The organism is Pseudomonas sp. NBRC 100443 (assembly GCF_030268185.1).
Taxonomy (GTDB): domain Bacteria; phylum Pseudomonadota; class Gammaproteobacteria; order Pseudomonadales; family Pseudomonadaceae; genus Pseudomonas; species Pseudomonas citronellolis.
On sequence record NZ_BSQE01000027.1, the window covers coordinates 67,094 to 93,408 of the forward strand.

At 67.7% G+C, this 26,315-nt stretch carries 26 protein-coding genes; 23 read left to right on the forward strand and 3 right to left on the reverse strand.

The features are described from left to right. The first annotated feature begins 36 nt into the window (after nucleotides 1-36). From QSJ95_RS27650 to QSJ95_RS27660, 3 genes are read left to right on the forward strand one after another with little or no spacing between them, the layout of a single operon-like run. Entirely contained in the window at nucleotides 37-1,290 is a 1,254-nt protein-coding gene (locus tag QSJ95_RS27650; RefSeq protein WP_285646743.1) for a lipoprotein-releasing ABC transporter permease subunit, read from the forward strand. Further along, entirely contained in the window at nucleotides 1,283-1,966 is a 684-nt protein-coding gene (lolD, locus tag QSJ95_RS27655; protein ID WP_009621390.1) for a lipoprotein-releasing ABC transporter ATP-binding protein LolD, read from the forward strand. Before QSJ95_RS27650 ends, lolD begins: the two co-directional genes overlap by 8 nt. A gap of 16 nt (nucleotides 1,967-1,982) precedes the next feature. Continuing rightward, nucleotides 1,983-3,233, forward strand: coding sequence for a lipoprotein-releasing ABC transporter permease subunit (locus QSJ95_RS27660; protein WP_009621392.1), 1,251 nt, complete (start codon nucleotides 1,983-1,985; stop codon nucleotides 3,231-3,233). A gap of 491 nt (nucleotides 3,234-3,724) precedes the next feature. On the opposite strand, the gene QSJ95_RS27665 is transcribed toward QSJ95_RS27660, so the two are convergent. Then, on the reverse strand, nucleotides 3,725-4,255 hold the full coding sequence (locus tag QSJ95_RS27665) for a DUF2062 domain-containing protein (protein ID WP_043316177.1): 531 nt from the start codon (nucleotides 4,253-4,255) through the stop codon (nucleotides 3,725-3,727). Nucleotides 4,256-4,391: 136 nt separating this feature from the next. Between QSJ95_RS27665 and QSJ95_RS27670 the strand changes: the two genes are divergently transcribed. The 8 genes from QSJ95_RS27670 to murB all read left to right on the forward strand — a co-directional run bounded on the left by QSJ95_RS27670 (nucleotide 4,392) and on the right by murB (nucleotide 11,229). Next, a complete protein-coding gene (locus tag QSJ95_RS27670; RefSeq protein ID WP_285646791.1) occupies nucleotides 4,392-6,599 on the forward strand; it encodes a DNA internalization-related competence protein ComEC/Rec2 in 2,208 nt (735 codons plus the stop codon). 72 nt (nucleotides 6,600-6,671) lie between these two features. Next, nucleotides 6,672-7,307, forward strand: coding sequence for a flagellar polar localization protein PocA (pocA, locus tag QSJ95_RS27675; RefSeq protein ID WP_009621398.1), 636 nt, complete (start codon nucleotides 6,672-6,674; stop codon nucleotides 7,305-7,307). Continuing rightward, nucleotides 7,304-7,750 carry a flagellar polar localization protein PocB gene (pocB, locus tag QSJ95_RS27680; RefSeq protein ID WP_009621400.1) on the forward strand — a complete coding sequence of 149 codons (447 nt, stop codon included), beginning with the start codon at nucleotides 7,304-7,306 and terminating at the stop codon, nucleotides 7,748-7,750. Before pocA ends, pocB begins: the two co-directional genes overlap by 4 nt. Further along, the gene (gene lpxK / locus QSJ95_RS27685) at nucleotides 7,750-8,748 is read left to right on the forward strand and encodes a tetraacyldisaccharide 4'-kinase (RefSeq protein ID WP_285646750.1); all 999 of its coding nucleotides are present in this window, start codon (nucleotides 7,750-7,752) and stop codon (nucleotides 8,746-8,748) included. The genes pocB and lpxK overlap by 1 nt, the downstream gene beginning before the upstream one ends. Nucleotides 8,749-8,788: 40 nt before the next feature. Then, complete coding sequence (locus tag QSJ95_RS27690) at nucleotides 8,789-8,974, forward strand: Trm112 family protein (protein ID WP_009621404.1); 186 nt, start codon at nucleotides 8,789-8,791, stop codon at nucleotides 8,972-8,974. 13 nt (nucleotides 8,975-8,987) lie between these two features. Next, the gene (kdsB, locus tag QSJ95_RS27695; RefSeq protein ID WP_281688411.1) at nucleotides 8,988-9,752 is read left to right on the forward strand and encodes a 3-deoxy-manno-octulosonate cytidylyltransferase; all 765 of its coding nucleotides are present in this window, start codon (nucleotides 8,988-8,990) and stop codon (nucleotides 9,750-9,752) included. After that, on the forward strand, nucleotides 9,752-10,213 hold the full coding sequence (locus QSJ95_RS27700) for a low molecular weight protein-tyrosine-phosphatase (protein ID WP_043267274.1): 462 nt from the start codon (nucleotides 9,752-9,754) through the stop codon (nucleotides 10,211-10,213). The genes kdsB and QSJ95_RS27700 overlap by 1 nt, the downstream gene beginning before the upstream one ends. Continuing rightward, nucleotides 10,210-11,229, forward strand: a complete 1,020-nt coding sequence (gene murB / locus QSJ95_RS27705; protein WP_043267272.1) for a UDP-N-acetylmuramate dehydrogenase — start codon at nucleotides 10,210-10,212, stop codon at nucleotides 11,227-11,229. Before QSJ95_RS27700 ends, murB begins: the two co-directional genes overlap by 4 nt. A 337-nt stretch (nucleotides 11,230-11,566) precedes the next feature. On the opposite strand, the gene rne is transcribed toward murB, so the two are convergent. Then, a complete protein-coding gene (gene rne, locus QSJ95_RS27710) occupies nucleotides 11,567-14,860 on the reverse strand; it encodes a ribonuclease E (protein ID WP_285646762.1) in 3,294 nt (1,097 codons plus the stop codon). 579 nt (nucleotides 14,861-15,439) lie between these two features. Here rne and rluC point away from each other — a divergent pair. The 3 genes from rluC to sppA are packed head-to-tail and all read left to right on the forward strand — an operon-like array spanning nucleotide 15,440 to nucleotide 18,054. Then, entirely contained in the window at nucleotides 15,440-16,396 is a 957-nt protein-coding gene (gene rluC, locus QSJ95_RS27715) for a 23S rRNA pseudouridine(955/2504/2580) synthase RluC (protein ID WP_009621414.1), read from the forward strand. Beyond that, nucleotides 16,389-17,084 (forward strand): HAD-IIIA family hydrolase, encoded by a 696-nt coding sequence (locus QSJ95_RS27720; RefSeq protein ID WP_009621416.1) that lies wholly within the window; start codon nucleotides 16,389-16,391, stop codon nucleotides 17,082-17,084. The genes rluC and QSJ95_RS27720 overlap by 8 nt, the downstream gene beginning before the upstream one ends. After that, on the forward strand, nucleotides 17,074-18,054 hold the full coding sequence (gene sppA, locus QSJ95_RS27725) for a signal peptide peptidase SppA (RefSeq protein ID WP_009621418.1): 981 nt from the start codon (nucleotides 17,074-17,076) through the stop codon (nucleotides 18,052-18,054). The genes QSJ95_RS27720 and sppA overlap by 11 nt, the downstream gene beginning before the upstream one ends. Nucleotides 18,055-18,273: 219 nt before the next feature. Here sppA and QSJ95_RS27730 read toward each other — a convergent pair whose 3' ends face one another. After that, the gene (locus tag QSJ95_RS27730; protein ID WP_043267264.1) at nucleotides 18,274-18,852 is read right to left on the reverse strand and encodes a Maf family protein; all 579 of its coding nucleotides are present in this window, start codon (nucleotides 18,850-18,852) and stop codon (nucleotides 18,274-18,276) included. A 110-nt stretch (nucleotides 18,853-18,962) separates the two neighbouring features. Between QSJ95_RS27730 and QSJ95_RS27735 the strand changes: the two genes are divergently transcribed. The 9 genes from QSJ95_RS27735 (at nucleotide 18,963) to mltG (ending at nucleotide 26,311) form a co-directional block, all read left to right on the forward strand. Beyond that, nucleotides 18,963-19,493 (forward strand): YceD family protein, encoded by a 531-nt coding sequence (locus QSJ95_RS27735; protein ID WP_009621422.1) that lies wholly within the window; start codon nucleotides 18,963-18,965, stop codon nucleotides 19,491-19,493. A gap of 13 nt (nucleotides 19,494-19,506) precedes the next feature. Beyond that, nucleotides 19,507-19,689, forward strand: a complete 183-nt coding sequence (rpmF, locus tag QSJ95_RS27740; protein ID WP_009621425.1) for a 50S ribosomal protein L32 — start codon at nucleotides 19,507-19,509, stop codon at nucleotides 19,687-19,689. A gap of 3 nt (nucleotides 19,690-19,692) precedes the next feature. Next, complete coding sequence (gene plsX, locus QSJ95_RS27745) at nucleotides 19,693-20,700, forward strand: phosphate acyltransferase PlsX (RefSeq protein WP_285646772.1); 1,008 nt, start codon at nucleotides 19,693-19,695, stop codon at nucleotides 20,698-20,700. A gap of 205 nt (nucleotides 20,701-20,905) precedes the next feature. After that, on the forward strand, nucleotides 20,906-21,844 hold the full coding sequence (fabD, locus tag QSJ95_RS27750; protein WP_285646774.1) for an ACP S-malonyltransferase: 939 nt from the start codon (nucleotides 20,906-20,908) through the stop codon (nucleotides 21,842-21,844). A 15-nt stretch (nucleotides 21,845-21,859) separates the two neighbouring features. Continuing rightward, entirely contained in the window at nucleotides 21,860-22,603 is a 744-nt protein-coding gene (gene fabG, locus QSJ95_RS27755; RefSeq protein WP_009621431.1) for a 3-oxoacyl-ACP reductase FabG, read from the forward strand. 194 nt (nucleotides 22,604-22,797) lie between these two features. Further along, nucleotides 22,798-23,034: an acyl carrier protein gene (gene acpP, locus QSJ95_RS27760; RefSeq protein WP_007160597.1), complete on the forward strand. Its 237-nt coding sequence runs from the start codon at nucleotides 22,798-22,800 to the stop codon at nucleotides 23,032-23,034. Nucleotides 23,035-23,162: 128 nt separating this feature from the next. Beyond that, nucleotides 23,163-24,407 carry a beta-ketoacyl-ACP synthase II gene (gene fabF, locus QSJ95_RS27765; RefSeq protein WP_074979846.1) on the forward strand — a complete coding sequence of 415 codons (1,245 nt, stop codon included), beginning with the start codon at nucleotides 23,163-23,165 and terminating at the stop codon, nucleotides 24,405-24,407. Then, nucleotides 24,407-25,222 carry an aminodeoxychorismate lyase gene (gene pabC / locus QSJ95_RS27770; RefSeq protein ID WP_285646776.1) on the forward strand — a complete coding sequence of 272 codons (816 nt, stop codon included), beginning with the start codon at nucleotides 24,407-24,409 and terminating at the stop codon, nucleotides 25,220-25,222. The genes fabF and pabC overlap by 1 nt, the downstream gene beginning before the upstream one ends. Before the next feature lie 6 nt (nucleotides 25,223-25,228). Next, nucleotides 25,229-26,311, forward strand: coding sequence for an endolytic transglycosylase MltG (gene mltG / locus QSJ95_RS27775; protein WP_285646777.1), 1,083 nt, complete (start codon nucleotides 25,229-25,231; stop codon nucleotides 26,309-26,311). Nucleotides 26,312-26,315: the final 4 nt, after the last annotated feature.

Genomic DNA, 26,315 nt, shown 5'->3' on the forward strand with positions numbered 1-26,315 from the left:
CGGACCGACGCCCCAATCCCCTGACAACGGCCCCACATGTTCAGACCTCTTTCCGTCTATATCGGGACGCGCTACACCCGCGCCAAGCGCCGCAGCCACTTCGTTTCCTTCATCTCCCTGACTTCCATGATCGGCCTGGCGCTCGGCGTCATGGTGATGATCGTGGTGCTCTCGGTGATGAACGGCTTCGACCACGAGATGCGCACCCGGGTGCTGGGCATGGTGCCGCACGCCACCGTCGAGGCCTACCAGCCGATCGACGGCTGGCGCGGCCTGGCCACGCAGATCAAGGCGCAGCACCCCAACGTGCTGGAAGTGGCGCCCTTCATCCAGATGCAGGGCCTGCTGAGCAACAACGGCGTGGTGCAGAAGATTCTCATCAACGCCGTGGACCCGGCCGAGGAAGGCAAGGTCTCGATCATCGGCGACTTCTTCAGGCAGGGCAGCCTGGCCAGCCTCAAGCCCGGCGAGTTCGGCATCATCATCGGCGACAAGGCCGCGGCCAACCTGGGGGTGAAGGTCGGCGACAAGGTCACCTTCGTCGCCCCCGAGGTCTCGGTGACCCCCGCCGGCATCTTCCCGCGCATGAAGCGCTTCACCGTGGCCGGCATCTTCCACGTCGGCGCCGGCGAGCTGGACGGCTACGTGGCCCTGGCCAACGTCGAGGACGCCGCGCGCATGCAGCGCTTCAAGGACGGCGAGGTCCAGGGCCTGCGCCTGAAGCTCGACGACCTGTTCCAGGCGCCGCGCACCGCCTGGGAAATCGCCCAGACGCTGAAGGGCAACGACTTCTACGCCCGCGACTGGACGCGCACCCACGGCAACCTCTACCAGGCCATCCAGATGGAGAAATCCATGATCGGCCTGCTGCTGCTGCTGATAGTCGCGGTGGCGGCGTTCAACATCATTTCCACGCTGGTGATGGTGGTCACCGACAAGAAGTCGGACATCGCCATCCTCCGCACCCTGGGCGCCACGCCGGGGCAGATCATGGCCATCTTCATGGTCCAGGGCAGTGTGATCGGCGTGATCGGCACCCTGATCGGCGGCGTGCTCGGCGTGCTCGCGGCGCTCAAGGTGAGCGACGCCATCGCCCTGCTGGAAAAGCTGATCGGCCACAAGTTCCTCAGCTCGGACGTCTACTTCATCGATTACCTGCCCTCGCAGCTGATGCGCGAGGACGTGATCCTGGTGTGCGCCGCCGCGCTGATCCTGAGTTTCTTCGCCACCCTGTATCCGGCCTGGCGTGCCGCGCGCACCCAGCCCGCGGAGGCCCTGCGTTATGAGTGACAAGACCGTCCTGAGCTGCCGCAACCTGCGCAAGAGCTACGAGGAGGGCCCGCAGTCGGTCGAGGTGCTGGTCGACGTGCAACTGGAGCTGTTCCCCGGCGAGCGCGTGGCCATCGTCGGCAGCTCCGGCTCCGGCAAGAGCACCCTGCTGAACATGCTCGGCGGCCTCGACATCCCCAGCAGCGGCAGCGTCTGGCTGGCCGGCGAGGAGTTGTCGGCGCTCAACGAGAAGCAGCGCGGCCTGCTGCGCAACCGCGCGCTGGGCTTCGTCTACCAGTTCCACCACCTGCTGCCGGAATTCACCGCCCTGGAGAACGTCTGCATGCCGCTGCTGATCGGCCGCATGCCGATCCCCGAGGCCCGCGAGCGCGCCGCCGCGCTGCTGGAGCGGGTGGGCCTGAAGCCGCGCTTGCAGCACAAGCCGTCGGAGCTGTCCGGCGGCGAGCGCCAGCGCGTGGCCATCGCCCGCGCGCTGGTCAACCAGCCGCAGCTGGTGCTGCTCGACGAACCCACCGGCAACCTCGACCAGCACACCGCGCATTCCATCCAGGAGCTGATGCTCGAACTGTCGCAGTCGCTGCAGACGGCTTTCCTGGTGGTAACCCACGACCCGCACCTGGCGCAGCAGATGGACCGCGTGCTGCGCCTGGAGGACGGCCGCCTGATCGCTGCCTGATCGAGCCGCAGACGCCATGTTCAGACCCTTATCGATCTTCGTCGGCACCCGCTACACCCGGGCCAAGAAGCGCAACCACTACATCTCCTTCATCTCCCTGACCTCGATGATCGGCCTGACCCTCGGGGTGCTGGCGATGATCGTGGTGCTCTCGGTGATGAACGGCTTCCAGAAGGAAATGCGCTCGCGCATCCTCGGCATGGTGCCCCACGCCGTGCTGCAGAACGCCGACGGCAAGCCGCTGGCCGACTGGCAGGCGGTGGCCGCCGAGGCCTCGAAGCAGCGCGAGGTGGTCGGCGCGGTGCCCTACACCGAGTTGGACGGCATGCTCTCGTTCAAGGGCATGATGCAGCCGATCGAGGTGGACGGCGTCGACCCGGCCCTGGAGCCGAAGGTCTCGATCATCGGCTCGCACATGGTCCAGGGCAGCCTGGACGCGCTGAAGTCCGGCGAGTCCGGGGTGGTGATCGGCCAAATCACCGCGCGGCGCTTCCGCGTCAACGTCGGCGACAGCCTGCTGCTGATCGTCCCCGAGTCCACCTCCGCGGCCGGCGGCGTGACGCCGCGCATGCAGCGGTTGAATGTGGTCGGGGTGTTCAAGGTCGGCGCCGAGCTGGACGGCACCCTGGCGCTGGTCCACGTCGACGACGCCGCGCACCTGCTGCGCTGGGAGCCGGGCCAGGTGCAGAGCGTGCGCATCGCCCTGAAGGACCTGTTCCAGGCGCCGGAAGTGGGCCAGCGTATCGCCGCCGACCTGGGCCCGGGCTTCCGTTCGGTGGACTGGACGCACACCCAGGGCAGCCTGTTCGGCGCCATGAAGATGGAAAAGACCATGATCGGCCTGCTGCTGCTGCTGATCGTTGCGGTGGCGGCCTTCAACATCATCGCCACGCTGATCATGGTGGTGGCCGACAAGCGCACCGACATCGCCATCCTCCGCACCCTGGGCGCCACGCCGGGGCAGATCATGACCATCTTCATGGTTCAGGGCACGGTGATCGGGGTGATCGGCACCCTGGTCGGCGGCACCCTGGGCGTGCTGGCGGCGTTCAACGTCACCGCCATCGTCTCGGCGATGGAGAAGGCCCTGGGCACCCACGTGTTCAGTTCCGACGTCTACTTCATCAACTACCTGCCCTCCGACGTGCAGGTGACGGACGTGCTGCTGGTGTGCTGCGCGGCCCTGCTGATGAGCTTCCTCGCCACGCTGTACCCGGCCTGGCGCGCCGCCAGGACGCAGCCGGCCGAAGCGCTGCGCTACGAATGAACGAAGCCGCCCCGAGGGGCGGCTTCTTCGTTTCGTGGGCGCTGTCTTGCCGACTGCGCCGATCTGCTTTTCGCAGGATGGGTTGAGCTTGCGAAACCCGTCGGGCCATGGTGATGGGTATCGCTTCGCTCAATCCATCCTACGGGGGCGTGTTTGCCGAAGGGTGTAGGAGCGGGCCCTGCCCGCGAAATCGCGCGCAGGGCGCGCTCCTACAGGGGGATGGCGTGGGTGGGGCAGCGTAGGAGCGGATCTCATCCGCGAATCGCGCCGGAATGTCCGGCTATCGCGGACAAGGTCCGCTCCTACGGGGGAATGCCATGCCTCCCGGCAAATTGTAATTGCTACCCGGCATTCTGTAGGAGCGGGCCCTGTCCGCGAAATCGCGCGCAGGGCGCGCTCCTACGGGGGAATGGCATGGGTGGGGCAGCGTAGGAGCGGATCTCATCCGCGAACCGCGCCGATACCTCCGGCTATCGCGGACAAGGGGGGGCTCACAACCCCTGCCGCAGATTGCGCAACGCCTGGCGCCGCCGCCAGCTGCGGCCTATCCACCAGCGCCAGTAGGCCTGGGTGGCCAGGTAGCCGAGCAGGCCCACCAGCAGCCCGCAGATGATCGAACCGAGCAGGAACGGCTGCCAGAGCAGCGACAGCTCGCCGCTGATCCATTCCCAGGTGAGGTTCTCCGGCAGCGTGCGCGCCGGTACGCCCATGACCCAGGCGCCCATCTTGTAGGTGCAATAGAACACCGGCGGCATGGTGATGGGGTTGGTCAGCCAGACCAGCCCCACCGAGATCGGCAGGTTGGCGCGCACCCACACCGCCAGCGTGGCGGCCAGCAGCATCTGCAGGGGAATGGGCACGAAGGCGGCGAACAGGCCCATGCCCATGGCGCGGGATACCGACCTTCGATTCAGGTGCCAGAGGTTGGGCGAGTGCAGCAGGGACCCGAAGCAGCGCAGGGACTTGTGGTTCCTGATCAGCTCGGGGTCCGGCATGTAGCGCTGGAAAAGTCGGCGCGGCATGGGGAAATCTCTGGCAGACGAACACCGGCCATTATGCCTAGCTAGATGACAGCTTCTGTTCACCAACTATGTCCATGTGTAACCGGGCGCGGTGCACCGGACTTCGCTGCCAGGGAGGCAATCCGTGCGCACAGGGATGATGGCGCTGGCCTGCGGCCTGGTGCTGCTGCGTTTCCTGCCCCAGTTGCCACCCCTGGCAGCCCTGCTGCCATTGGTCGGAATGGCGCTGCTGTGCCTGCATCGGAATCATCACGCGGTGGCGCTCTTCCTGCTCGGCTTCGCCTGGGCCTGCCTGTTCGCCCATGTCTCGTGGGAAGGGCGCCTGGCTCCCGAACTGGATGGGCGGACGCTGTGGCTGGAAGGGCAGGTTGCCGGCCTGCCGGCTACCGCGGATGGCATCGTCCGCTTCGAGCTGGAGGGCGTCCAGGCGCGCCTGGAACTGCCCGGGCGCATCCGCGTGTCCTGGTATGGCGGCCCGGAGGTGCGGGCCGGGGAGCGCTGGCGCCTGGCGGTCACCCTGCGTCGCCCCCATGGCCTGGCCAACGATTTCGGCTTCGACTATGAAGCCTGGCTGGCGGCCGACGGCATAGGCGCCACCGGCAGCGTCAAGGATGGCCGGCGCCTGGCCGAGGCCGCCGGCCCCATGGCCTGGCGCGAAGCCTGGAAGGACCGGCTGCTGGCGGTGGATGCCCGGGGGCGTAACGCCTACCTGGTGGCCCTGGTCCTCGGCGACGGCAGCGGCCTGGGCCGGGACGACTGGGACATGCTGCAGGACACCGGCACCCTGCACCTGATGGTGATCTCCGGCTCGCACATCTCCCTGCTGGGCGGCTTGCTCTACGCCCTGGTGGCGGGTCTGGCGCGCCTGGGAGCCTGGCCGGCGCGCGTGCCCTGGCTGCCCTGCGCCTGTGCCGCCGCACTGGCTGGCGCCTGGGGCTATGGCTGGATCGCCGGGCTGCAGGTGCCGGCATTGCGCGCCTGCCTGATGCTCAGCATGGTGCTGCTGTGGCGCCTGCACTTTCGTCGCCAGGGCGTCTGGCTGCCGCTGCTCGGCGCTCTGCTGGTGGTGCTGCTGGTCGATCCATTGGTCAGCCTGACGCCCGGCTTCTGGCTGTCCTTCGCCGCCGTGGCGCTGCTCGTCTACGGCTTCGCCGGGCGCCTGGGGCGGGGGGCCGGCTGGCTGGCCTGGGGGCGCGCGCAGTGGCTCATGGCTCTTGGCCTGGCCCCGGTGTTGTTGGCCCTGGGCCTGCCGCTGAGTCCCGCCGGCGCGCTGGCGAACCTGATCGCGGTGCCCTGTGTCGAGTTGCTGGTGGTGCCCCTGGCGCTGGTCGGCAGTCTGCTGCTGTGGCTGCCGGTGGTGGGCGAGGGGCTGCTGTGGCTGGCTGGTGGCGTGCTCGATGTTCTGCTGGGCCTGCTCGGGCGCCTGTCGCTGTATTCCCCGGCCTGGCACCCCATGGCGCCGCCGCCCTGGAGCATCGCCCTGGCCCTGTTCGGCGCGCTGCTGTGCCTGGCGCCGGCCGGGCTGCCGCTGCGTCCGCTGGGCCTGGCGTTGCTGTTGCCGATGTTCTGGCCGCATTCCACTACGCCGCCCCATGGCCATGCCGAAGTGCGGGTGCTGGACGTGGGCCAGGGGCTGTCCGTGCTGATCCGCACCCGCCAGCACACCTGGCTGTACGACGCCGGACCGCGCCGGGGCAATTTCGACCTCGGCGAGGTGGCGGTGCTGCCGACCCTCCGCGGCCTGGGCATCGAGCGCCTGGATATGCTGCTGCTCAGCCACGCCGACAATGACCACGCCGGCGGCGCCCGCTCGGTGGCGGCGGCCGTGCCGGTAGCGCGGATCATCAGCGGCGAGCCCGGGCGTTTGCCGGACAGCCTGCCTGCCGGCCCCTGCGGCAACGAGGCATGGCAGCTGGACGGCGTGCGCTTCTCCACCTGGCAATGGCCCGGCGCGACGGACAGCAACGGCCGCTCCTGCGTGCTGCACGTCGAGGCTGGCGGCGAGAGCCTGCTGCTCACCGGCGACTTGCCGGCCGCAGGCGAGGCCGCCTGGCTGGCCAGCCATCCTGGGCTTGGCGCCGACTGGCTGCTGGCCGGCCACCATGGCAGCCGCAGCGCCTCTTCCGAGGCTTTCGTCAGGCAACTGGCGCCCCGAGCGGCGCTGGTTTCCCGCTCGCGGCACAACGCCCATGGCCATCCGTCCAGCGAGGTGCTGCAACGCTTTGCCGAGCAGGGGACGAAGGTGCACGATGTGGCCCGGGAGGGCGCCCTGCGCCTGCTCCTGGGCCAGCGTGGAACGCTGCGCGGCGTGCGCGAAAATGCCGGATTCTGGAGGGAAAAATGAGAACGGCGACGGTCGGCGGGGCAGGGGCCCTGTGCTAGAGTGTCGCCACTTTTTTTCAGGGGATTCGCCACTGTGTGGGAACTGGTCAAAGCCGGCGGCTGGATGATGCTGCCGATCATTCTGAGCTCCATCGCCGCCACCGCCATCGTCGCCGAACGACTCTGGACCCTGCGCCGCAGCCGCATCGCCCCGCCGCAGCTGCTGGGCCAGGTGTGGAAGCAGATCAAGGACAAGAAGCTGAACAGCCAGGCGCTCAAGGAACTCAAGGCGTCTTCCCCGTTGGGCGAGGTGCTCGCCGCCGGCCTGGTCAACTCCAAGCATGGCCGCGAGATCATGAAGGAGTGCATCGAGGAGGCCGCCGGCCGGGTGATCCACGAGATGGAGCGCTACCTCAACGCCCTCGGCACCATCGCTGCCATGGCCCCGCTGCTCGGCCTGCTGGGCACGGTGTTCGGCATGATCCAGATCTTCAGCGCCTTCATGGGCGACGGCATGGCCAATGCCCCGCAGCTCGCCGGCGGCATCTCCAAGGCCCTGGTGACCACCGCCTCCGGCCTGATCGTGGCCATCCCGGCCGTGTTCTTCCATCGCTACCTGCTGCGCCGCGTCGATGAGCTGGTGGTGGCCATGGAGCAGGAAGCGATCAAGCTGGTGGAAATGGTCCAGGGCGACCGCGAGGTCGACCTCTCCGAGGATGGCAAAGCGTGAAATTCCGCCGCAGAAACGGCAGCGCCGCCCGCGATGACGTGTTCATCAACCTGGCGTCGCTGATCGACGTGATCTTCGTCCTGCTGCTGTTCTTCGTGGTCACCACCACCTTCAGCCGGCCGACGCAGCTGAAGGTCGAGCTGCCCGAGGCGGTCAGCGGCACGCCGCCGGAAGCCACCGACATCAAGCCGCTGGAACTGGACATCGACGCCGCCGGCCACTACGCGCTGAACGGCCAGACCCTGGTCAACGGCGACATCGCTACCCTGATGGCGGCGATGCAGAAAGAATCCGCCGGCGACAGCAGCCTGCCGCTGGTGATCACCGCCGACGGCAAGGCCACCCACCAGTCGGTGGTCACCGCCATGGACGCCGCCGGCAAGCTCGGCTTCAGCCACCTGCGCATCACCACCGTCGAGGCGCAGCCGGCGGCCAAGCCCTGATGGCGTTTTCCGAGCGCCTGCTGCAGGCCTGGTACCAGGGCCACCCGGCCCTCGGCCTGCTGCGCCCGCTGGAGGCGCTGTACCGGCGCATCGCTCAGCGCAAGCGCGCCGACTACCTGGAAGGCCGCCGCCAGGCCTACCGCGCGCCGGTGCCGGTCATCGTGGTCGGCAACGTCACCGTCGGCGGCACCGGCAAGACGCCGATGATCCTCTGGCTGATCGAACACTGCCGCGCCCGCGGCCTCAAGGTCGGCGTGGTCAGCCGCGGCTACGGCGCTAAGCCGCCGAGCCTGCCCTGGCGGGTGCGCGCCGAACAGAACGCGGCGCAGGCCGGCGACGAGCCGCTGATGATCGTCCAGCGCTGCGGCGTGCCCCTGGTCATCGACCCGGACCGCCCGGCCGCGGTGCGCGCGCTGCTGGCCGAAGAGCCGGTGGACCTGATCCTCTGCGACGACGGCCTGCAGCACTACCGCCTGGCCCGCGACCTGGAGCTGGTGCTGATCGACGCCGCGCGCGGCCTGGGCAACCGCCGCTGCCTGCCGGCCGGCCCCCTGCGCGAGCCGGCCGAGCGCCTGGAGTCGGTGGACGCGGTGCTCTACAACGGCGCCAGCAGCGATCCGGCCGGGGCCTTTTCCTTCGTCCTGCGGCCGAGCGCACTGGTCAACCTGCGCAGCGGCGAGCGCCGCGACCTGACGCACTTCCCGCCGGGCCAGCAGGTCCACGCCCTGGCCGGCATCGGCAACCCCCGGCGTTTCTTCGCGACGCTCGAGGCGCTACACTGGCGGCCTGTTCCGCACGCCTTCCCGGACCACGCGGCCTACAGCGCCGAGCAGCTGCAATTCAGCCCGCCGCTGCCCTTGCTGATGACCGAGAAGGATGCGGTGAAATGCCGGGCCTTCGCCGCCGCCGACTGGTGGTACCTCGCGGTCGACGCGCAGCCATCCCCGGCCTTCGTCGCCTGGTTCGACGCCCAGCTCGAGCGTCTGATCGCGCGCTGACGGGTGGCGCCGCCACCCATTGCTTTCCAAGGATTCCGCCATGGACCCGAAACTCCTCGACATCCTCGCCTGCCCGCTGTGCAAGGGGCCGCTGAAGCTCACCGACGACAAGTCCGAACTGATCTGCAAAGCCGACGGCCTGGCCTACCCGGTGCGCGACGGCATCCCGGTGATGCTCGAGGGCGAGGCCCGCACCCTGAACGTCGACGAACGCCTGGACAAGTGACCGAGACGCAGCGATGAGCCAAGCCTTCACCGTCGTCATCCCGGCCCGCTTCGCCTCCACCCGCCTGCCCGGCAAGCCGCTGCAGGACATCTGCGGCAAGCCCATGGTCCAGCACGTCTGGGAGCAGGCGCGCAAGAGCGCCGCATCTCGCGTGGTGATCGCCACCGACGATGCGCACATCCTCGAGGCGGCCAACGTCTTCGGCGCCGAGGCGTTGCTGACCCGCGTCGACCACAACTCCGGCACCGACCGCCTGGCCGAGGTGGCCGATGCCCTGGGCCTGGCCGACGACGCCATCGTGGTCAACGTGCAGGGCGACGAGCCGCTGATCCCGCCGGCCATCATCGACCAGGTGGCGGCCAACCTGGCGGCCCACCCGGAAGCCGGCATCGCCACCCTGGCCGAGCCGATCCACGAGCTGGCTGCGCTGTTCAACCCGAACGTGGTGAAGGTGGTGACCGACCTCAACGGCCTGGCGCTGACCTTCAGCCGCGCGCCGCTGCCCTGGGCCCGCGACGCCTTCGCCAAGGAGCCGGACGGCCTGCCCCAGGGCGTGCCCTACCGCCGCCACATCGGCATCTACGCCTACCGCGCGCGCTTCCTCCGCGACTTCGTCGCCTGGGGCCCGTGCTGGCTGGAAGACACCGAGTGCCTGGAGCAGCTGCGCGCGCTCTGGCACGGCGTGCGCATCCACGTCGCCGACGCCCTGGAGGCGCCGCAGGCCGGGGTGGACACTGTCGAGGACCTGGAGCGCGTCAGGCGCATCCTGGGGGGCTGATGCGGGTTCTCTTCGTCTGCCTGGGTAACATCTGCCGTTCGCCCACCGCCGAGGGCGTGTTCCGCCACAAGCTGCGCGAGGCCGGGCTGGAGGCACGGGTGACCGTCGACTCCGCCGGCACTGGCGACTGGCACGTGGGCAAGGCGCCGGACGCCCGCACCCGCGTCGCTGCCATGCGCCGTGGCTATGACCTGTCGGCGCTGCGCGCGCGCCAGGTGAGCGCTGCCGATTTCGCCGACTTCGACCTGATCCTGGCCATGGACCTGAGCAACCTGGCTCATCTCGAACGCCTGCGGGGAAGTGGCCCGGCCGAGCTGGACCTGTTCCTGCGCCGCTACGCCGGCGCGCTGGACGAGGTGCCCGATCCCTATTACGGCGGCGAGGCCGGTTTCGAGCAGGTGCTGGACCTGCTCGAAACCGCCTGCGACGCCCTGCTGCTGGAAGTGAAGGGGCGCCTGTGAGCCTGGTTTTGCAGAAAGACGTTTCCCTGAAAGCCTTCAATACCTTCGGCATCGAAGCGCGCGCGCAGTTGTTCGCCGAAGCCCGCGACGACCAGGAAGTGATGCAGGGCCTTGCCCTGGCGGTGGAACACGACCTGCCGCTGCTGGTGCTCGGCGGTGGCAGCAACCTGCTGCTGACCCGCGACGTCGAGGCCCTGGTATTGCGCATGGCCAGCCGTGGCGTGCGCATCCTCGAAGACGACGGTGATCGGGTGCGTATCGAAGCCGAGGCCGGCGAGGTCTGGGACGACCTGGTGCGCTGGAGCCTGGAGCAGGGCTTCGCCGGCCTGGAGAACCTCAGCCTGATCCCCGGCACCGTCGGCGCCGCGCCCATGCAGAACATCGGCGCCTACGGCGTGGAGCTGAAGGACGTGTTCGACAGCCTGGTGGCGCTGGACCGCCATAGCGGCGGCTTACGTGAATTCCACCTGGACGATTGCGCCTTCGCCTACCGCGAAAGCCTGTTCAAGCGCGAGCCGGGGCGCTGGGTGATCCTGCGCGTGCGCCTGAAGCTCGCGCGCCGGGCCAGCCTGCATCTGGACTATGGTCCGGTGCGCCAGCGCCTGGCGGAGGAGGGCATAGATGCTCCTGGCCCCGCCGACGTGGCGCGGGTGATCTGCGCCATCCGCCGCGAGAAGCTGCCCGACCCGGCCGTGCTGGGCAATGCCGGCAGCTTCTTCAAGAACCCGCTGGTATCCGCCGCCGTGGCAGAGCGCTTGCGTGGCGAATACCCGGACCTGGTGGCCTATCCCCAGGCCGACGGCCAGGTCAAGCTGGCCGCCGGCTGGCTGATCGACAAGGCCGGCTGGAAGGGCTTCCGCGACGGCGCCGCCGGCGTGCACGCCCAGCAGGCGCTGGTGCTGGTCAACTACGGTGGCGCCAGCGGGGCGCAGATCCAGGCGCTGGCCGAGCGTATCCGCGAGGACATCCGCCAGCGCTTCGGCGTGGAGCTGGAGATGGAGCCCAACCTCTACTGAGGTGTGCGGGCTTGGAAAAAGGCGCTTGCCGTTGCCGGCAAGCGCCTTTTTTGTCCGTGCTGCTTTTCGTAGGAGCGAGCCGTGCCCACCGGTATGGGTGTAGGAGCGGACCTTGTCCGCGATAGCCGGACATCCCGGCGCGATTCGCGGATGAGATCCGCTCCTACGCCGCTCCACCCGCACCATTCCCCCTGTAGGAGCGCGCCCTGCGCGCGATATCGCGGGCAGGGCCCGCTCCTACAGTTGTTGTCGTGAGGCATGGCGATCTACCCCACGCAACCCAGTAACCATAAAAAAAGGGGATGCCTAGGCATCCCCTTTTTCAGCACGCGGGCGATCAGCCGTGGTGCTTTTCCACTTCTTCGCGGTGCTGCTCGGCCTTGTCTGCTTCGACTTGCTCCTCGACGGCCTGGATGGCCTGCTCGCCTTCGGCAGCTTCGGCAGCTTCGGCAGCTTCGGCAGCTTCGGCAGCTTCGGCAGCGGGTGCTTCGGCGGCTTCGGTGGTGGCAGACGCTTCGACAGTCTCCTGGGCCGCTTCCACGACGCTTTCTTCCGCGGCCTCGACTTGCTGCTCGGCGATGGCTTCCACCTCGGCGGCCTGTTCGACCACGGCGGTTTCCACTACGGCCGGAGCGGCAGCGGCGGCTTCCGCGGCTTCACGGGCCAGGCGCTCGGCTTCGCGCTGCAGGCGACGACGCTCGCGCGGGTCGTTCAGGGCGCGGCCGGTGGCGTTGGCTGCCGGCTGGACTTCGTCCTGGCTCGGCGCGGCAACAGCAGGCTCGGCCTGGGCGACCGGGGCTTCGACCACCTCGGGTTCGACGTGAGCGGTCTCAACGACCGGAGCGGCTTCGACCACGGCTTGCGCAGCAGGCCGCTCGACCGGTTCGGCGGCGGCCGGGGCGGATTCGCTCGGCTGCAGGCTGAACTCGACGATCTGCTCGCCGGCGCTTTCCTCGCGGGTCTCGGTGACCACGACGGTGTCGGCGCCGGCTTCGACGGCAGCGGCCGGCTCGGCGGTTTGCTCGCTGGCGGCTTCGACGACCTGCTCGGCGACCACGGCTACCGCGGCGACACCGGTTGCGGCCAGGGCCGGGGCGGACGGCGACTCGCTGCCTTGCGGCTGCTCACCGGCCTCCGGGCCTTCCACACCGACTTCGCGCTGACGCTCGCGGCGGTTGCTGCGGCGGCGCTGGCCACGGGAACGGCGGCGCGGACGATCGTCATCGCTGCCTTCCTGGTCGTCCTGCTCCAGCAGTTCCTCGTTGTTCGGCAGCTCTTCGGCTTCCAGCGCGGCTTCGCGGGCCTGGCGCTCCTCGCGGGGCTGGCGCTCGCCACGTTCGCGACGCTCACCACGCTCTTCGCGCGGCTGGCGTTCTTCACGGGGCTGACGCTCTTCACCCGGCTGGCGCTCGGCACGTTCTTCACGCGGTTGGCGCTCCTCGCGGGGCTGGCGCTCGGCGCGCTCTTCACGCGGCTGACGTTCCTCGCGGGGTTGACGCTCGGCACGCTCTTCACGCGGTTGGCGCTCCTCGCGGGGCTGGCGCTCGGCACGCTCTTCGCGCGGCTGACGTTCCTCGCGGGGCTGACGCTCGGCGCGCTCTTCACGCGGCTGGCGTTCCTCGCGCGGCTGACGCTCGGCACGCTCTTCGCGCGGTTGACGCTCCTCGCGCGGCTGGCGTTCGGCGCGTTCTTCGCGGGGCTGGCGTTCTTCGCGGGCCGGGCGCTCGGCGCGCTCTTCACGACGGCGCTCGTTGCGCTCGCCACGCTCCTCGCGGGGCTTGCGCTCGTCGTCGCGACGGCCGCCATCACGGCGACGGTTCTGCTGACGGCCGTTTCGGCGCTCCTCCGGCGTCGAGCTGCGCTCGCTGGCGGGTTTCTCCGCGCTGGCGGCCGGCTTGGCCTCTTCTTCCTTGCCGGCGAACAGGCTCACCAGCGACTTGACCAGGCCCTGGAACAGGCTCGGCTGCGGCATCGGCTTGGCGGCTTCCACCGGTTGCGGCGCGGCGGCAGCCTGCTCGGCTTGTTGCGGGGCGGGAGTCTGCGGGGAGACGGTCTTCACCGCGGCTTCCTGGCGTACCAGGGTGCGGGTGGCGCTGACCGGCTGGACTTCCTCGTGCTCGACCTGGGCCATCTCGTAGCTGGTGTGGCCGACCAGCAGGTCCGGGTTGTCGTCACGCAGGCGCTGCACTTCGAAGTGCGGGGTTTCCAGATGCTCGTCCGGCAGGATGAAGATGCGCGCGCGGGTGCGCAGCTCGATCTTGGTGATGGCGTTGCGCTTCTCGTTGAGCAGGAAGGCGGCGACCTGGAAGGGCACGCGGGCGCGGACTTCCGCGGTGCGGTCCTTCAGCGCTTCTTCCTCGATCAGGCGCAGGATGGCCAGCGACAGGGATTCCACGTCGCGGATGATGCCCTGGCCGTTGCAACGCGGGCAGACGATGCCGCTGGTCTCGCCGAGGGACGGACGCAGGCGCTGGCGGGACATCTCCAGCAGGCCGAAGCGCGAGATGCGCCCGACCTGCACGCGCGCGCGGTCGGCCTCGAGGGCTTCGCGCACGCGCTCTTCCACGGCGCGCTGGTTCTTCGCCGGGGTCATGTCGATGAAGTCGATGACGATCAGGCCGCCGATGTCACGCAGGCGCAGCTGGCGGGCGATTTCCTCGGCCGCTTCCAGGTTGGTCTGCAGGGCGGTTTCCTCAATGTCGCCGCCTTTGGTGGCGCGCGCCGAGTTGATGTCGATGGACACCAGGGCCTCGGTCGGGTCGATGACGATGGAGCCGCCGGAGGGCAGCTTCACTTCGCGCTGGAAGGCGGTCTCGATCTGGCTCTCGATCTGGAAGCGGTTGAACAGCGGAACGCTGTCCTGGTACAGCTTGACCTTGCTGGCGTACTGCGGCATCACCTGGCGGATGAAGTTCAGGGCTTCTTCCTGGGCATCGATGCTGTCGATCAGCACCTCGCCGATGTCCTGGCGCAGGTAGTCGCGGATGGCGCGGATGATGACGTTGCTTTCCTGGTAGATCAGGAAGGGCGCGCCGCGCTCGCCGGAGGCTTCCTTGATGGCGCCCCACAGTTGCAGCAGGTAGTCCAGGTCCCACTGCAGCTCTTCGGAGCTACGGCCCAGGCCCGCGGTGCGGACGATCAGGCCCATGTCGGCGGGAGCGTTGAGGCCGTTCAGGGCTTCGCGCAGTTCATTGCGCTCTTCGCCCTCGATGCGGCGGGAGATGCCGCCGGCGCGGGGGTTGTTCGGCATCAGCACCAGGTAGCGGCCGGCCAGGCTGATGAAGGTGGTCAGGGCCGCGCCCTTGTTGCCGCGTTCTTCCTTCTCGACCTGGACGATGACTTCCTGGCCTTCGCTGAGCACATCCTTGATGTTGATGCGCCCTTCGGGGTTCTTCTTGAAGTACTCGCGGGAAATTTCCTTGAGGGGGAGGAAGCCGTGGCGCTCGGCGCCGAAGTCGACGAAGGCGGCTTCCAGGCTGGGCTCGACGCGGGTGATGCGGCCCTTGTAGATGTTGGCCTTCTTCTGTTCACGCGCGCCGGACTCGATGTCCAGGTCGAACAGACGCTGGCCATCTACCAGCGCTACACGCAACTCTTCGGGTTGAGTTGCGTTGATCAGCATTCTTTTCATGTAGTACCAATGGTTTCCGGGGCCACCGGAAACGGCAATCGGCACCCACGACTCTCACGGTCGGTGCTCAGGCGCGTACTCAGGAACGGCGGACCATTCCCGTGTCCAGCGACGTCCGGCCAGCAACGGGCCGGGTCGCGACTACGTCTCCTGCTTGTCCTGCGAACAAGCAATCAACAGGAGGAGGAATCAGCTGTCGGAGGCGGACGAAAGAGTGCGTCTGAAACAAGGCTATGCCAGCTACGCGGTCCGACAGTTGTGCATCTCCACCCTGCACGTTTCCTATTGAAGAAGCGGGTGCCGCTCGCAGAATCCGGGAGCGGGTTGGCTTTTCACGGCTACCGAGGCAACCGTGCGTCATGTCTCAAGGCTCGGGTTCCGAATCGTTGCGGCGAGGGATTCATGGGTCCGCCACGGCAACGCTTCGCAGGACTGCCTCACGTCCGTTCAATGTGCTTGCAGGCAGCGGGGATGGCGATTTCGCTGACATCCGCGGGCCCGGCCACTTTTGGCGGCCTCCCGAATATAGCAGCAATGATTAAGTGCTTCAATTGAATGAAAAATTGCTATGATGGGCGGATGACGACTTCCTCCCCTCCGACTTCCGGCGTCCAGCTGCTTGAAGTCGCGCCGGAATATGCCGGCCAGCGCATCGACAATTTCCTCAGAACTCAGCTCAAAGGCGTACCCAAGACCTTGATCTATCGCATCCTGCGCAAGGGCGAGGTGCGGGTGAACAAGGGGCGGATCAAGCCCGAGTACAAGCTGCAGGCCGGGGACGTGGTGCGTGTGCCGCCGCTGCGCCTGGCCGAGCGCGACGAGCCGGCGCCGCTGGCCCAGGGGCTGCTCGAGCGCCTGGAGGCCGCCATCGTCTACGAAGACAAGGCGCTGATCGTGATCAACAAGCCCGCCGGCATCGCCGTGCACGGCGGCAGCGGCCTCAGCTATGGCGTGATCGAGGCTTTCCGTCAGCTGCGTCCGGAGGCCAAGGACCTGGAACTGGTGCATCGTCTGGACCGCGACACTTCCGGCCTGCTGATGATCGCCAAGAAGCGCAGCATGCTGCGCCACCTGCACGACGCGCTGCGCAACGAGCACGTGGTGGACAAGCGCTACCATGCACTGGTGCGCGGCAGTTGGCCGGCGGCGAAGAAGCAGATTCGCGCGCCGCTGCTGAAGAACAACCTGCGCTCCGGCGAGCGCATGGTGGAGGTCAATGTCGAAGGCAAGGACGCGCTCACCGAGTTCAAGGTGCTGCGCCGCTTCGGCGACTTCGCCACTCTGGTGGAGGCGCGGCCGATCACCGGGCGCACCCATCAGATTCGCGTGCATGCCAAGCACGCCGGGCATTCCATCGCCGGCGACGCCAAGTACGGCGACGACGAGTTCTCCCGCGAGATCCGCGAGCTGGGCGGCAAGCGCCTGTTCCTGCATTCCGCGCAGCTGCGCGTGCCCATGCCCGACGGCTCCACCCTGGAGCTGGAGGCCGAGGTGGACGACATCTGGCGCAGCACCCTGGAGCGCCTGGATGCCTGATTACGCGCTGCTGGTCTTCGACTGGGACGGCACTCTGGTCGATTCCGTCGGCCGCATCGTCGAGTCGATGCGGGTGGCGGCCGAGCGTTCCGGCCTGCCGCGGCGCAGCGACGAAGCCATAAAAGGCATCATCGGCCTGGGGCTGCCGGAGGCGATCCAGACGCTGTACCCGGAAGTCGACGATGAGGCGGCGCTGACAGTCTTTCGTGGCGATTACGCCGAGCATTATCTGATGCTGGAGGTCGAACCTTCTCCTTTGTTCCCCGGCGTGGCCGATGCGCTGGAGCATTTCCGCCAGTCCGGCTACCGTCTGGCGGTCGCCACCGGCAAGAGCCGCCGCGGCCTGGATCGGGTGCTGAAGGGGAGGGGTTGGGAAGGCTTCTTCGACATCACCCGCGCCGCCGACGAGTCGGCGAGCAAGCCCGATCCGCGCATGCTGCATGAAATCCTTGCGCATTGCCGGGTCGAACCGGGCCGCGCGCTGATGGTCGGGGATGCGCCCTTCGACCTGGAGATGGCGCGCCGGGCGGGCATGGATTCGGTGGCGGTGTCCTACGGGGCGCAGCCGCTGTCCGTGCTGCGCGAATACGGCCCGCGCCTGGAGATCGGGCATTTCAACGAATTGCGCGCCTGGCTGGATGGCCGGGCGCAGGACCTACGGATCGAGGTGAACGAGCATGTCGGATGAGTGGAAGGCCGAGGAGCCCGGCAAGGAAGACGCGAAGAGCTGGAAGCTGCTGGAGAAGGCTGTGCTGGCGGGCGTGCAGGAACAGCGCCGGGCCCGTCGCTGGGGCATCTTCTTCAAGCTGCTGACCTTCGTCTACCTGTTCGGCGCCCTGGCGCTGTTCACCCCGTTGAGCGGCCTGTCCAAGTCCGCCTCGCGCAGCGGCAGCCATACCGCGCTGATCGAGGTGAAGGGCATGATCGCCGACGACGAGCCGGCCAGCGCCGACAATGTCGTCGGGGCGCTGAAGGCGGCCTTTGAGGACAGCGGCACCAAGGGCATCGTCCTGCGCATCAACAGCCCGGGCGGCAGTCCGGTGCAGTCCGGCTATATATATGACGAGATCAAGCGCCAGCGCGGCCTGCATCCGGACGTGAAGGTCTACGCGGTGATCAGCGACCTGGGGGCGTCCGGCGCCTACTACATCGCCAGCGCCGCCGATGAAATCTACGCCGACAAGGCCAGCCTGGTCGGCTCCATCGGCGTCACCGCCGCCACCTTCGGCTTCGTCGGCACCATGGAGAAGCTCGGCGTCGATCGCCGCGTCTACACCTCCGGCGAGCACAAGGCCTTCCTCGATCCCTTCCAGCCGCCCAAGGCCGAAGAGACGCAGTTCTGGCAGGGCGTGCTGGACACCACCCACAAGCAGTTCATCGACAGCGTGAAGAAAGGGCGCGGCGATCGCCTGAAGGACAAGGATCATCCCGAGCTGTTCTCCGGGCTGATCTGGTCCGGCGAGCAGGCGCTGCAGCTCGGCCTGATCGATGGCCTGGGCAGTACCAGCTACGTGGCGCGCGATGTGATCAAGGAAAAGGAAATCGTCGACTACACCGTGCAGGAAACGCCGTTCGACCGCTTCGCCAAGAAGATCGGCGCCAGCGTCGCCGAGCGCCTGGCGCTGTGGATGGGCTGGCAGGGGCCGGCGTTGCGCTGAGGCCCTGGTGCTAGAAACGAGCCGCTGCCTTTATATATAGAGGCAGCGGCTTTTCGTTTCCGGGGCGGGCCTTGTCGACCTCCGCTCCTACGCCGCCCCCCCCCCCCGTGCCATTCCCCTGTAGGAGCGGGCCCTGCCCGCGATTCGCGCGCAGGGCGCGCTCCTACATGTTCCGGAAGGGGGCCGATTGTAGGGGGGGGCGGACTCCGTCCGCGATGCTCAGGGAACCTGCACGCCTTCCGCCAGCAACATATCCACCAGGCGAATCAGCGGCAGGCCGACCAGGCTGGTGCCATCCTCGCCCTCTGTCGCGCGGAACAGGCTGACGCCCAGGCCCTCGGCCTTGAAGCTGCCGGCGCAATCGAAGGGGCGTTCGGCTTCCAGGTAGCGGCGGATGCGCGCCTCGTCCAGTTCGCGGAAGTGCACGCGGAAGGGGATGCAGTCCACCTGGCAGCGGCCGCTGGCGCTGTCCAGCAGGGCCAGGCCAGTGAGGAAGCTGACGCTGCTGCCGCTGGAGGCCTTGAGTTGCTCCATGGCCCGCTCCAGGGTGTGCGGCTTGCCGAGGATCGCCTGGCCCTGGACGGCGGCCTGGTCCGAGCCGATGATCAGGTGCTCGGGAAAGCGCGCCGCCAGCGCCCGCGCCTTGGCTTCGGCGAGGCGGCGCACCAGTTGTTCGGCGCTTTCGCCGGGCAGCGGGCTTTCATCTATATCCGGGCTCGCGCATTCGAAGGGCAGGCGCAGGCGCTGCAGCAATTCGCGGCGGTAGGGCGAGCTTGAGGCGAGAATCAGTGGGCGCATCGGGAGTCTCCTGGGCGAAGTCCGCGATTCTAGCGAAAAGGCTGTCCATACAGCGGTTTATGCCTAATTTCCTTTGACAGAGGCGGGTGCATCCCTATAATGGCGCGCTTATGTTGAATGGGCCGATACCACCTCACGTCGATCCGCGCAAATTGGTAGAGCGCGAAGCCACCCTCGAGGGTGTGCTGCCGCTCGCCAGTATGCCGCGGGTTTGCGAACAGCTGACCAGCAGCGATGGCAACGTCCGGGCGAAGTTCTTCTTCCACCGCGACGAGCAGAAGCTGGCGGTCATGCATGTCGAAGTCGACGCGCAGGTGAGCATGGTATGCCAACGCTGCCTCGAGCCGGCGACCTTCCAGGTCACCAGCGAGTCCGACTTCGCCATCCTCTGGGAAGGCCAGTCTGCCGAAGGGCTGCCGAAGGGGTACGATGCGCTGGAAGTGGGGGAGGAACCCCTCGACCTGCCGCCTCTGGTCGAGGACGAGCTGTTGCTCGCCTTGCCCATCGTTCCGGCCCATGACCCTGAAGAATGCCAGCATCCGGCGGGATTTGCAGCAGCGCCCGAGCCGAGCGAGAACGTGGAAGAACGTCCCAACCCGTTCAGCGTACTGGCGCAGTTGAAGCGTGACCCAAACGTTTAGGAGTTAATCAATCATGGCTGTTCAGCAGAACAAAAAATCCCGTTCCGCTCGTGACATGCGTCGTTCCCACGATGCGCTCGATGCGAACGCTCTGTCCGTGGAAAAGAGCACCGGTGAAGTCCACCTGCGCCACCACGTCTCCCCGGACGGCTTCTATCGCGGCCGCAAGGTCGTAGACAAGGGCTCTGACGAGTAATCCTTGTCCGCACCAATCATCGCGATTGATGCAATGGGTGGGGACTTCGGTCCCCACTGCATTGTTCCGGCCAGCATTTCCTTCCTGGCCCGGCACCCCGCTCTGCAACTGGTCCTCGTCGGCCAGGCTCCCCTTCTCGAAGAACTCTGCGCCCGCGTTCCCGCGGTCGACCGCCCGCGCCTGCACATCCAGCACGCCAGCGAAGTCATCGGCATGGACGAACGCCCGTCCCAGGCCCTGCGCAGCAAGCCCGACTCCTCCATGCGCGTCGCCCTGGAACTGGTCCGCGACGGTACGGCCCATGCCTGCGTCAGCGCCGGCAACACCGGCGCGCTGATGGCCCTGTCGCGCTATCTGCTCAAGACCCTGCCGGGCATCGACCGGCCGGCCATGGTCACCGCCGTGCCGACCCAGACCGGGCATTGCCATCTGCTGGACCTGGGGGCGAACGTCGATTGCAGCGCCGAGCACCTCTACCAGTTCGCCGTGATGGGCGCGGTGGCGGCCGAGGCGCTGGGCAAGGCCAACCCGAGGGTGGCGCTGCTCAACGTCGGCACCGAGGAAATCAAGGGCAACCAGCAGGTCAAGCTGGCCTCGACCCTGCTGGAACAGGCGCGCGGCATCAACTACATCGGCTACATAGAAGGCGACGGCCTGTACCGTGGCCTGGCCGACGTGGTGGTGTGCGACGGCTTCGTTGGCAACATCCTGTTGAAAGCCAGCGAGGGGCTGGCGGCCATGGTGGTCAGCCGCCTGGAGGAGTTATTCGCCTCCAGCCTGTCGGCGAAGGCCATCGGCCTGGTGGCCATGCCGCTGCTGCGCCGCCTGCGCAGCGACCTGACGCCGGCCCGGCACAATGGCGCGAGCTTCCTGGGGCTGCAGGGCATCGTGGTGAAGAGCCACGGCAGCGCGGCCGAGGAGGGCATCCAGAGCGCTCTGCGCCGGGCCCTGGCGGAAATCCGCGAGAACCTGCCGCAGCGGCTCCATGGGCGGCTCGAGAGCCTTCTCTAAGTAACTGAATAGAAAGGAAATAGAGATTTCTGGCGGTAATGGAAGTATGCTTGCGCACCGCGCTCGCAAGGCCGCCCGGCGAGATGAAGTGCTCGCCCTGGCGATGTGACCGCGCGGTCGAGGCCGTCATCCAACTGTCAGTTCCATGCGCCAGGCTGCTGCTGGCGTTACCCTTCGACGAAACAGACACAAGGGACCCGTTGCAATGTCCGCATCCCTCGCATTCGTTTTCCCCGGCCAGGGCTCGCAATCCCTCGGCATGCTGGCCGAGCTGGGCGCGCAGCACGCACTGGTGCGTGACACCTTCGCCGAAGCCTCGTCGGCCCTGGGCTACGACCTCTGGGCGCTGGTACAGGAAGGCCCGGAAGAGCGCCTGAACCAGACCGACAAGACCCAGCCCGCCATCCTCACCGCCTCCATCGCCCTGTGGCGCCTGTGGCAGGCCGAGGGCGGCGCCGCGCCGGCCTACGTCGCTGGCCACAGCCTGGGCGAGTACTCGGCCCTGGTCGCCGCCGGCAGCCTGGGCTTCGCCGAGGCGGTGAAACTGGTCGAGCGCCGCGGCCAATTGATGCAGGAAGCGGTGCCCGCCGGTACCGGCGGCATGGCCGCGATCCTCGGCCTGGAAGACGCCGACGTGCTGGCCGCCTGCGCCGAAGCCGCGCAGGATGAGGTGGTCAGCGCCGTCAACTTCAACGCTCCCGGCCAGGTGGTGATCGCCGGTGCCGCCGCCGCGGTCGAGCGTGCCATCGAGGCCTGCAAGGCGCGCGGCGCCAAGCGCGCCGTGGCGCTGCCGGTCAGCGTGCCGTCGCACTGCGCGCTGATGCGTCCGGCCGCCGAGCGCTTCGCCGAAGCGGTGGAAGCCATCGCCTGGCAGGCTCCGCAGATCGCCCTGGTGCAGAACGTCAGCGCCCAGGTGCCGGCGGACCTCGACACCCTCAAGCGCGACCTTCTGGCGCAGCTGTACAGCCCGGTGCGCTGGGTCGAGACCGTGCAACTGCTCGCCGCCAAGGGCGTGAGCGATCTGGTAGAGTGCGGCCCTGGCAAGGTCCTGGCCGGCCTGAACAAGCGTTGCGCCAAGGGCGTGAACACCCACAATCTGGATTCGGCGGACGCCTTCGCGGCGGCTCGTGCGGCTCTGGCTTGAACAGGAGATAAGAGCATGAGTCTGCAAGGTAAGGTTGCCCTGGTCACCGGCGCGAGCCGCGGCATCGGCCAGGCCATCGCCCTGGAACTGGGCCGCCTGGGCGCCATCGTCATCGGCACCGCCACCAGCGCCTCGGGCGCCGAGAAGATCGCCGAATACCTCAAGGCCAACGGCATCGAAGGCGCCGGCCTGGTCCTGGACGTTTCCAGCGACGAATCCGTCGCCTCCACCCTCGAACACATCCAGCAGCACCTCGGCCAGCCGCTGATCGTGGTCAACAACGCCGGCATCACCCGCGACAACCTGCTGATGCGGATGAAGGACGACGAGTGGTTCGACGTGGTCAACACCAACCTCAACAGCCTCTACCGTCTGTCGAAAGCCGTGCTGCGCGGCATGACCAAGGCTCGCTGGGGTCGCATCATCAACATCGGCTCGGTGGTCGGCGCCATGGGTAATGCCGGGCAGACCAACTATGCCGCGGCGAAGGCCGGCCTAGAGGGCTTCACCCGCGCCCTGGCGCGCGAAGTGGGCTCCCGTGCCATCACCGTCAACGCGGTGGCCCCGGGCTTCATCGACACCGACATGACCCGCGAGCTGCCCGAAGCCCAGCGCGAAGCGCTGCTCGGCCAGATTCCGCTCGGGCGTCTCGGCCAAGCCGAAGAGATCGCCAAGGTGGTAGGATTCCTCGCCTCCGATGGTGCCGCCTATGTGACCGGCGCCACGGTACCGGTGAATGGCGGAATGTACATGAGCTGAATGTGACCTTACTCTTCGCGGATGTGTCATATGCGCTGTCTAAAATCCGTTATATAGATGCAACTGGGTTATAGACAGAACATCGTGGTGGTCGCGAAGGGGCGTCGGCGTTCAGCTTGAAATGCAGAAAACCCTTTCTATACACTTACCCGCAGCCCAGCTGTACGGATTGTCCATAGGAGTGAAAACAAGGTATGAGCACCATCGAAGAACGCGTCAAGAAGATCGTTGCTGAGCAACTCGGCGTTAAGGAAGAAGAAGTCACCAACAGCGCTTCCTTCGTCGAAGACCTGGGCGCCGACTCCCTTGACACCGTTGAGCTGGTGATGGCTCTGGAAGAGGAATTCGAGACCGAAATCCCCGACGAGCAAGCCGAAAAGATCACCACCGTGCAGGAAGCCATCGACTACATCGTTGCCCACCAGCAATAAGTAGCCGTTTCCGACGGAAGAAGCCGCACGGCCTGCAAAGGCGTGCGGCTTTTCTTTAGCATGGCGCTGGACAGCCCTGGTCGCGGTCCGGCGCCTATGCCGTGTATTCGCAAAATGAGGAAGTCGTAGTGTCGCGCAGACGCGTCGTCATCACTGGCATGGGTATGCTCTCGCCGCTGGGCGTGGACGTGCCGAGTTCCTGGCAGGGTATCCTGGCCGGCCGCAGCGGTATCGCCCCGATCGAGCACATGGACCTTTCCGCCTTTTCCACCCGCTTCGGCGGTTCGGTGAGGGGGTTCGACGTCGAGCAGTACATGTCCGCCAAGGAAGCCCGCAAACTCGACCTGTTCATCCAGTACGGCCTGGCCGCCAGCTACCAGGCGGTGCGCGATTCCGGTCTGGAAGTCAGCGACGCCAACCGCGAGCGCATCGGCGTCGCCATCGGCTCGGGCATCGGCGGCCTGACCAACATCGAGAACACCTGCCGTTCTCTGTTCGAGCAGGGGCCGCGGCGCATTTCGCCGTTCTTCGTGCCCGGCTCGGTCATCAACATGGTTTCCGGGTTCCTGTCGATCAACCTCGGTCTGCAGGGCCCCAACTACGCCATCACCACCGCTTGCACCACCGGCACCCACAACATCGGCATGGCCGCGCGCAACATCGCCTACGGCGAGGCTGACGTGATGGTCGCCGGCGGTTCGGAAATGGCCACCTGCGGCCTGGGCATCGGCGGTTTCGGCGCCGCCCGCGCGCTGTCCACCCGCAACGACGAGCCGGCCAGGGCCAGCCGCCCGTGGGACAGGGACCGCGACGGCTTCGTGCTCTCCGACGGCGCCGGCGCAGTGGTGCTGGAAGAGCTGGAGCACGCCAAGGCCCGCGGCGCGCGCATCTACGCCGAGCTGGTCGGCTTCGGCATGAGCGGCGACGCCTTCCACATGACCGCGCCGCCGGAAGATGGCGCCGGCGCTGCCCGTTGCATGAAGAACGCCCTGCGCGACGCCGGCCTGAACCCGGAGCAGGTCGACTACATCAACGCCCACGGCACCTCCACCCCGGCCGGCGACATTGCCGAGATCTCCGCGGTGAAGTCGATCTTCGGCGAGCACGCCTACAAGCTGTCGATGAGCTCGACCAAGTCCATGACCGGCCACCTGCTCGGTGCCGCCGGTGCGGTGGAAGCCATCTTCTGCATCCTGGCGCTGCGCGACCAGGTGGCGCCGCCGACCATCAACCTGGATAACCCGGACGAAGGCTGCGACCTCGACCTGGTGGCGAACCGGCTCAAGGAGCGCAGCATCGAAGTGGCGGTGTCCAACTCCTTCGGCTTCGGCGGCACCAACGGTTCCCTGGTGTTCCGCCGGTTCAACGGCTGATGTCCGCCTGGGTCGACGGCCGGCCCGCCGAGGCCCTGTCCGTGCGCGATCGCGGGCTGGCCTACGGCGATGGCCTGTTCGAGACCATTGCCGTGCGCGCCGGCCGGCCACGCCTGCTGGCGCGGCACCTGGCGCGCCTGGAGGAGGGCGCCCGGCGCCTGTTCCTGCCGGTGTCGCTGGCCCAGGTCGAGCAGGAACTGCTGGCCTTCGCCGCGCAACTGGGCGAAGGGGTGGCCAAGCTGATGCTGACCCGCGGCGAAGGCCTGCGCGGTTATGCCGCGCCGGCCGATGCCCAGGTGCGGCGCATCCTTATCGGTTCGCCGGCGCCGGCCTATCCAGCGGCCCATTTCGACGAGGGCATCGCCCTTTTCCCCTGCGCCACCCGCCTGGCCGAGCAGCCGTTGCTGGCCGGCCTCAAGCACCTCAACCGCCTGGAGCAGGTGCTGGCCCGCAGCGAATGGAGCGACCCGGCCTTCGCCGAGGGGCTGATGCGCGACCAGGGCGGGCGCGTGATCGAAGGCGTATTCAGCAACCTGTTCCTGGTCCGCGACGGCCAATTGATCACGCCCGAACTGAGCCGCTGCGGAGTGGCCGGGGTGATGCGCGCCGAACTGCTGGAGTGGGCGGCGGGGCAGGGCATTCCTACTGCGGTTCGGGATGTTGCCTACGTCGAACTGTTGCAGGCCGATGAGGTCTTTCTCTGCAACAGCCTCTATGGTGTCTGGCCGGTGCGTCGACTCGAAGCCCATGCCTGGCCGGTCGGGGCGATCACCCGTAAACTGCAAGCCCACTTCCGCGAACGCCTGGATTCCTGACCTGTGATGCGCAAATTGCTGGTGCTGCTGGAAAGCGGCCTGCTGTTGGCCGGGCTGTTGCTCGGCCTGGCCGGCTGGGAGCAGCGCCGGGCCCTGCAGCAGCCGCTGCAGCTGACCGAAGAACGCCTGCTGGACGTCCCTTCCGGCGCCACCCCGGGGGCGCTGCTGACGCGCCTGCAGGACGAGGAAGTGCTGCACGGCGCCTTCTGGCTGCGCCTGTACTGGCGCTTCAACCTGGCCGGCCAAGCCCTGCACAGCGGCGAATACCGGCTCAAGCCGGGAATGAGCGGCGATGACCTGCTGGAGCTGTGGCGCGAAGGCGAGGTGGTGCAGTACAGCCTGACCCTGGTTGAGGGCTGGACCTTCCACCAGTTCCGCGAACTGCTGGCGCGCCAGCCCAAGCTGGAGGCCACCCTGGCCGGCCTCAGCGACGAAGAGGTGATGAAGCGCCTGGGCAAGGCCGGCGTCGTGCCCGAGGGGCACTTCTTCCCGGACACCTATCGCTACGTCCGCGGCATGCGCGACATCGACCTGCTCAAGCTGGCCTACCAGCGCATGGAGCGCATCCTCGACCAGGAGTGGCAGGCCCGCAGCGGCGACCTGCCCTACAAGGACCCGTACCAGGCGCTGATCATGGCATCGCTGGTGGAGAAGGAAACCGGCGTGCCCCAGGAGCGCCAGCAGATCGCCGGGGTCTTCGTGCGCCGCCTGCAGAAGAACATGCTGCTGCAGACCGACCCGACCGTGATCTACGGCATGGGCGAGCGCTACAACGGCAAGATCAGCCGCGCCGACCTGCGCGAGCCCACCCCCTACAACACCTACCTGATCGCCGGCCTGCCGCCGACGCCGATCGCCATGCCCGGGCGCGAGGCGATCCATGCCGCGCTCAATCCGGCCGATGGCCAGAGCCTGTATTTCGTCGCCCGTGGCGATGGCAGCCACGTGTTTTCCGACAACCTCGACGACCACAACAAGGCGGTGCAGGAATACCAGCTGAAGCGGCGCGCGGACTACCGGTCCAGCCCCGCGCCGATTCCCGCACCGGCGCCGGCGGAAGCTCCCGGGCAACCGCCGGCGCAGCAGTAGCACA